The following is a 6,459-nucleotide window of genomic DNA, read 5'->3' on the forward strand; positions in this document are numbered from 1 at the left end:
AAGGCTCCGGCCCCATCTTTCGGGGGTGCTTCGGTGGCAGCGGCCGCGCGCTTCGCGGGGTTGCCGGAGACCCGCTTGCCCTTCTTCTTCTGCTGGGGCTTTTGTCGAGCGCCAGCGCGCTTGCCGACGCCTGGCATGCCCGGGACGCCTGGCATGCCCGGCATTCCGCCCCCCTTGGCCATCTGCTGCATCATCTTGCGTGCATCGAAGAACCGGCTGACCAGCCCGTTGACGTCCTGAACCTTGGTTCCCGATCCAGCCGCGATGCGAGCTCGGCGTGAGCCGTCGATCATCTTGGGGTTGTCGCGCTCCGTCGGGGTCATCGAGCGGATGATCGCCTTGATCCGGTCGACCTCACGCTCGTCGAAGTTGGCCAGCTGCTCCTTGAACTGGCCCATGCCGGGCATCATGCCGACCAGCTTGGACATCGACCCCATCTTCGACAGGGTCTCCATCTGGTCGAGGAAGTCGTGCAGCGTGAACGAGCCGCCAGCCAACTTCTCCGCAGCCTGCGCGGCCTCGTCGGCGTCGAAAGCCTTCTCGGCCTGCTCGATCAGGGTGAGCATGTCGCCCATGTCGAGGATGCGCGAGGCCATGCGGTCGGGGTGGAACTGCTCGAACTCCGTCAGCTTCTCGCCGGTGGACGCAAACATCACCGGACGGCCGGTGACCGAGCGCACCGAGAGGGCGGCTCCACCACGCGCGTCGCCGTCGAGCTTGGACAGCACGACGCCGGTGAAGTCGACGCTCTCGAGGAATGCCTGAGCCGTGCCCACGGCGTCCTGGCCGATCATGGCGTCGATGACGAACAAGACCTCGTCAGGATCTACCGCCGCCCGGATGTCAGCCGCCTGCTGCATCAGCTCGGCGTCGACCGCCAGACGGCCTGCGGTGTCGACGATGACGACATCGTGCAGAGTGCGGCGGGCCTCGGCCACGCCATCGCGGGCGACTCGGACCGGATCTCCGACACTCCCCTCGCCGTCAGGCGAGGATCCGGTGTTGCCGGGCTCTGGCGCGAACACGGTGACGCCGGCCTGACCGCCGACGACCTGCAGCTGGGTGACCGCGTTGGGGCGCTGCAGATCGCAGGCCACGAGCATCGGCGACTTGCCCTGCTCCTTGAGCCACAGGGCGAGCTTGCCCGCGAGCGTGGTCTTTCCGGCACCCTGCAGGCCCGCGAGCATGATGACCGTCGGCGGGTTCTTGGCGAACTGGATGCGCCGCGTCTCGCCGCCGAGGATCGCGACCAGCTCGTCGTTGACGATCTTGATGACCTGCTGCGCGGGGTTCAGCGCCTGGCTGACCTCAGCGCCGCTGGCGCGCTCCTTGACGTTGGCGATGAAGTCGCGCACGACCGGGACCGCGACGTCGGCATCAAGCAGGGCGACGCGGATCTCCCGCGCGACCGCATCGATGTCGGCATCGGAGAGCTTGCCCTTGCCACGCAGGTTCTTGAACGCCGACTGGAGGCGGTCTTGCAGGGTGTCGAACATGACGGCAGTGGTGTCCTCGGCTCGGAAAACGGGTCAGACGCCAGCCTAACGGGGTCAGGCGAGCGCGGCCGCCACCTGGTCACGCAGCCGGGATGCCGCTTCGTCGTCGAGCCGGGCGCCGTCGGATCCGAGCACGTACAGCACCTCGCGTGCTTCCTCGCCGTACGTCGACATGTGAGCGGACCGGATCGAGTGCCCAGCTGCAGCTATCGCGCGGCAGACTGTCCACAACAGACCGCGGCGGTCCGCCGCGCGCACCTCAAGGACCGTCACGGTCTGCGCATCTCGCTCGACGTGTCGTACTTGCGCCCCCACATCGCCGCCGCGTGCGGCGACGTCCAGACGACCAGCCAGGTCGATGTCTCCGGCCAGTGCAGGGCGAAGGCGCTCGCGGAGGACGGCCGCATCGACGCCGGACCGACGGACCTCGAACAACGACACCGCCGCGTCGCCGAGCGTCACGGTGCGCGCCGATCGGATGGAGTGGCCAGCCAGAGCAAGACCACCGGCCAGCTCCGCGATGACTCCTGGCCGGTTGGCCGTGACGATCGTCAACAGCGACCCATCGCCGGCCGGATCGACCGTCAGGTCGATGTCACGTGCTCCCATGACCCCGACCGCCGGAATGGGAATGTGCCGCGGCCAGCCCTCGTAGTCAGCGACTGAGGGGGTCGTGACCGAGGCGTCGAGGACGGCGTACGTCTTTTCCACCAGGCCCTCGACCAGACCACGGCGCCACGCGCTCCACGCCTGCCCACTGGTGGCCCGCGCGTCCGACGACGTGAGCGCGGCCAACAGCTCGAGCTGGGCTGCGCTTCCCATGGTTTCCGCAACAGCGTGCGCGGTGCCGGGGTCCTCGATGTCCCGCCGCGTCGCAGTGTCGGGCAGCAACAGGTGCCACCGGACGAGCTGCCCGATGACGTCGGCATCCGCAGAGGAGAACCCCCACCGTGCGGCGATCGCCCGCGCCATCGGTTCACCCTCCACCGAGTGGTCACCCGGCACTCCCTTGCCGAGATCGTGCAGCAGGGCCGCCACCGCCAGCAGGTCGGGGCGGGACACCTCGCGCGCGATCTCAGCCGCGTTGACGCACGTCTCCAGGCTGTGCCGATCGATCGTGAACTGGTGGATGATCGAGGACGACCCCCGTAGGCGGATCGGCGCCCACTCGGGCAGAATCCGGTCGATGACTCCGGCGAAGTCCAGCTCGTCCCACACCGCGACCAGACCCGGGCCGGCCGTGAGCAGGTCGACCATCAGTCGCCGGGTCGACTCGGTCCATGGGTCGGGCAGTGTGCCCATGGTGCGGTTCAGTCTCATGGCCGAACCGGGGCTGAGCGGAAGGTGCTCGCGCGCCGCCGCAGCAGCAGCACGGAGCGCGACCTCGGGGTCTGACGCTGGATTGGCGTCGCGGGTGACGATGATCTCGCCGTCCAGCACTCCGACGCCATCACCCAGGGACCGCACCACCGGCCCTGTCTTCGTGTACGTACCCGTCCGCGGCGAGAGGACGCCCTCGACCCGTCGCCACGCGAGCATGGACAGGTGAGCCACCCGGCGCCCCAGGTCTCGCGTGTGCAGATCGAGCTCGACCGGCCCCATCGACAGCCGTTCGGCGACCTCAGGCACCAGGTCTGGCTCGAACCGGTCGAGTCGACGTCCCGCGACGTCGTGCAGCGTGTCGCGGACGTCGAGCAGGTCGGACCGCAGTCGCTCCGCCTCGGCGTGGGGGACGTCGATCAGCCAGGTGGCCACCAGGGCTCGCAGGACGACACCATCACGCAGCCCTCCCCCGGACTCCTTCAGGTCAGGCACCGCGGAGTGCGCCAGCCAACCGGCCCGGACGAGTCGTTCGACGCGGCCGTCTCGCACCGCGCGCACCCGGGATCGAGCGTCGCGGCGCCAGTCCGACAGCACCTCGGACCGCAGCGTGCGGACCAGCTCGTGGTCGCCGGCGACGCAGCGCGCATCGAGCATGCCCATGGCTGCGCGATAGTCCTCGGACGCCATGGTCCGCATCTCGGTGGTGCGCCGCACCGCGTGGTCCAGATCGACCTGGTCGTTCCACAACGGGTACCAGATTGCCTCGGCGGCCGCAGCGACCGAGGCGTCGTCGACCTCTGGTCCGTGCAGCAGGACGACATCGAGGTCGCTGTGCGGTGACAGCTCGGAGCGGCCGTAGCCACCGACGGCTACCAGCGCCATCTTCTCGTCGCGCGCCCCTGAGGCCGAGTACAGCTGCGTGAGCCGCACGTCGGCCTCCCGGGCGCGCTCAGAGCGTCTGGAAGCCAGGTTCACCGGTGTCGGTCAGATCGCTGCCTCGTCGGTCTCGCCGGTGCGGACCCGCACCACCGAGTCGACCGGCATGACCCACACCTTGCCGTCGCCGATCTTGCCCGTCTGGGCAGCGCCGGCAATGGTGCCGACCACGCTGTCGACGTCGCCATCGTCGACGACGACCTCGAGGCGGATCTTCGGCACCAGTGACACGTCGTACTCGGCACCGCGGTAGACCTCGGTGTGCCCCTTCTGCTGGCCGTAGCCGCTGGCCTCGGTGACCGTCATGCCAGCCACCCCAGCTGCTGCCAGGGCCTCGCGGACTTCTTCCCACTTGTGCGGCTTGATGACCGCTGTCACGAGTTTCATGTTCAGAGCTCCTTCAGGAAGTTGGATCCGCCGGTTCCCACGTAGTCGTACGCAGTCTCGAGGTGCTCGACCTGGTCGATGCCGATCACCTCGTCGTCAGCGTCGATGCGGAAGCCCATCGTGAGGTCGATCGCCTTGCCGATGAGGTACGTCAGCACGAACGAGTAGGCCAGGACCGCTGCAGCTGCCACGATCTGCCTGCCGAGCTGTGATGCATCCCCACCGTAGAACAAGCCGATGTCGCCCACGGCGAGGAAGCCGATGAGAATCGTGCCGACGAGTCCGCCGACCAGGTGGACACCCACGACGTCGAGCGAGTCGTCGTAGCCCAGCTGGTACTTCAGGCCCACCGCCAGGGCGCACAGGACGCCGGCGATGACACCGAGGAAGATCGAGCCGAACGGCGAAATCGACCCAGCAGCGGGAGTGATCGCGACCAGACCGGCCACCGCGCCCGACGCAGCGCCGAGGCTGGTGCCCTTCTTGTCACGCAGCGCCTCGACCAGCAGCCAGCCGAGGATCGCAGCACCCGTGGCGACTGCCGTGTTGACCAGAGCCAGAGCTGCAAGACCGTTGGCGCCGAGCGCCGAGCCGGCGTTGAAGCCGATCCAGCCGAACCACAGCAGTCCGGCGCCGAGCAGCACGAACGGCAGGTTGTGCGGACGCATCGGGTCTCGCTTCCAGCCGGCCCGCTTGCCGAGCACCAGGGCCAGGGCAAGGCCTGCAGCACCTGCGTTGATGTGCACCGCGGTGCCTCCGGCGAAGTCGATCGCCTCCAGCTGCGTGGCGATCCAGCCGCCGTTGTCACCGAAGTCGAAGACCCAGTGCGCCACGGGGAAGTACACGACGCTGACCCACACGACCGTGAACACGACCCACGCCGAGAACTTGGCGCGATCAGCGATCGCGCCGCTGATCAGGGCGACGGTGATGATCGCAAACATCAGCTGGAAGCCGACGAAGACGTACTCCGGGATCGTGCCGTACACCGTGTCCACGGAGATGTTGTTCAGACCGAGTCGCTCGAATCCGCCCAGTGCTCCGCTTCCGCCGGGGCTGAAGGCCATCGAGTAGCCGTAGAGCACCCACAGCACCGGCACGATGGCCAGGGCCGCGAAGCTCATCATCATCATGTTGAGCACGGTCTTGGAGCGGACCATGCCTCCGTAGAAGAACGCCAAACCTGGCGTCATGAGCAGGACCAGCGCTGAGCTGGCCAGGATCCACGCAGTGTCGCCGGTATCCATGAAACCTCCGAAGTCGGATGACACGAGTCGAACAGACCCGCTCCCACTACCCTTGTCGCCCAGCGTTTCGGGCTGACCAGCCACGTGTTGCGAGCCCGTGACGAAATCGGAGGTCGTGTTACAGCCACATTTCACTGCGGCAGGCGGTCAGGACAGCAGCGCGTCGACGAACTCTTCGGCGTCGAACGGTGCCAGGTCATCGGCACCCTCGCCCAGGCCGACGAACTTCACGGGTACCCCGAGCTCGGTCTGCACGGCGATGACGATGCCACCTTTGGCTGAGCCGTCGAGCTTGGTCAGCACGATGCCCGTGACGTCGACGACCTCGCCGAACACGCGGGCCTGGGTGAGACCGTTCTGCCCAGTGGTGGCGTCGATCACCAACAACACCTCGGTGACCGCGGCCTGCTTCTCGATGACGCGTTTGACCTTGCCCAGCTCGTCCATCAGCCCGGATTTGGTGTGCAGCCGGCCGGCGGTGTCGACCAGCACGACATCGACTCCGTCGGCGATGCCCCGCTGCACGGTCTCGAAGCCCACGCTGGCGGGGTCGCCGCCCTCGGGGCCGCGAACCGTGGGCACACCGACCCGCTCACCCCACGTCTGCAGCTGATCGGCCGCCGCGGCTCGGAACGTGTCAGCGGCGCCGAGCACGACGGACTTGTCCTCGGCCACCAGCACACGGGCGAGGCGACCGACGGTCGTCGTCTTGCCGGTGCCGTTGACGCCCACGACCAGAACGACTCCGGGTTTGCCGTCAGTGCCGGTGACCATCAGATCGCGGTCGCGGGTCGCGTCGACGATCGCGATCAGCTCCTCGCGCAGCACGGCGCGGGCTCGTACCGGATCGGTCACACCCTCGACCCGCATGCGCGTGCGCAGCGACTCGACCAGAGCCTGCGACGGGCCGACTCCGACATCCGCAGCCAGCAAGGTGTCCTCGATCTCCTCCCAGGCAGCGTCGTCGAGCGTGGCCCGACCCAGCACAGCCAGCAGTCCCTTGCCGAGCGAGGAGTTGGACCGTGCCAACCGACCACGCAGGCGGACCAGCCGTCCCTGCGGCGCTCCGG

General features: G+C 68.2%; 5 protein-coding genes. All 5 read right to left on the reverse strand.

Features of this window, described 5'->3' with window-relative positions:
* Positions 1–1,496, reverse strand: a 1,496-nt coding sequence (gene ffh / locus WB508_RS06100; protein ID WP_423843992.1) for a signal recognition particle protein, incomplete at its 3' end; no start/stop codon positions are given.
* Positions 1,497–1,550: 54 nt separating this feature from the next.
* Positions 1,551–3,794, reverse strand: a complete 2,244-nt coding sequence (locus WB508_RS06105) for a [protein-PII] uridylyltransferase (protein WP_423843993.1) — start codon at positions 3,792–3,794, stop codon at positions 1,551–1,553.
* A 9-nt stretch (positions 3,795–3,803) separates the two neighbouring features.
* Complete coding sequence (locus tag WB508_RS06110) at positions 3,804–4,142, reverse strand: P-II family nitrogen regulator (protein WP_423843994.1); 339 nt, start codon at positions 4,140–4,142, stop codon at positions 3,804–3,806.
* 2 nt (positions 4,143–4,144) lie between these two features.
* Positions 4,145–5,389 carry an ammonium transporter gene (locus WB508_RS06115; RefSeq protein ID WP_423843995.1) on the reverse strand — a complete coding sequence of 415 codons (1,245 nt, stop codon included), beginning with the start codon at positions 5,387–5,389 and terminating at the stop codon, positions 4,145–4,147.
* 147 nt (positions 5,390–5,536) lie between these two features.
* On the reverse strand, positions 5,537–6,459 hold a 923-nt coding region (gene ftsY / locus WB508_RS06120; protein WP_423843996.1), incomplete at its 5' end, for a signal recognition particle-docking protein FtsY.

This window comes from Aeromicrobium sp., assembly GCF_049586495.1.
Taxonomy (GTDB): domain Bacteria; phylum Actinomycetota; class Actinomycetes; order Propionibacteriales; family Nocardioidaceae; genus Aeromicrobium.

What these genes read in the sequence shown, in the direction of transcription:
- WB508_RS06110 (WP_423843994.1), bottom strand. Translation starts at nt 4,142, where the DNA reads ATGAAACTCGTGACAGCGGTCATCAAGCCGCACAAGTGGGAAGAAGTC.
- WB508_RS06115 (WP_423843995.1), bottom strand. Translation starts at nt 5,389, where the DNA reads ATGGATACCGGCGACACTGCGTGGATCCTGGCCAGCTCAGCGCTGGTC.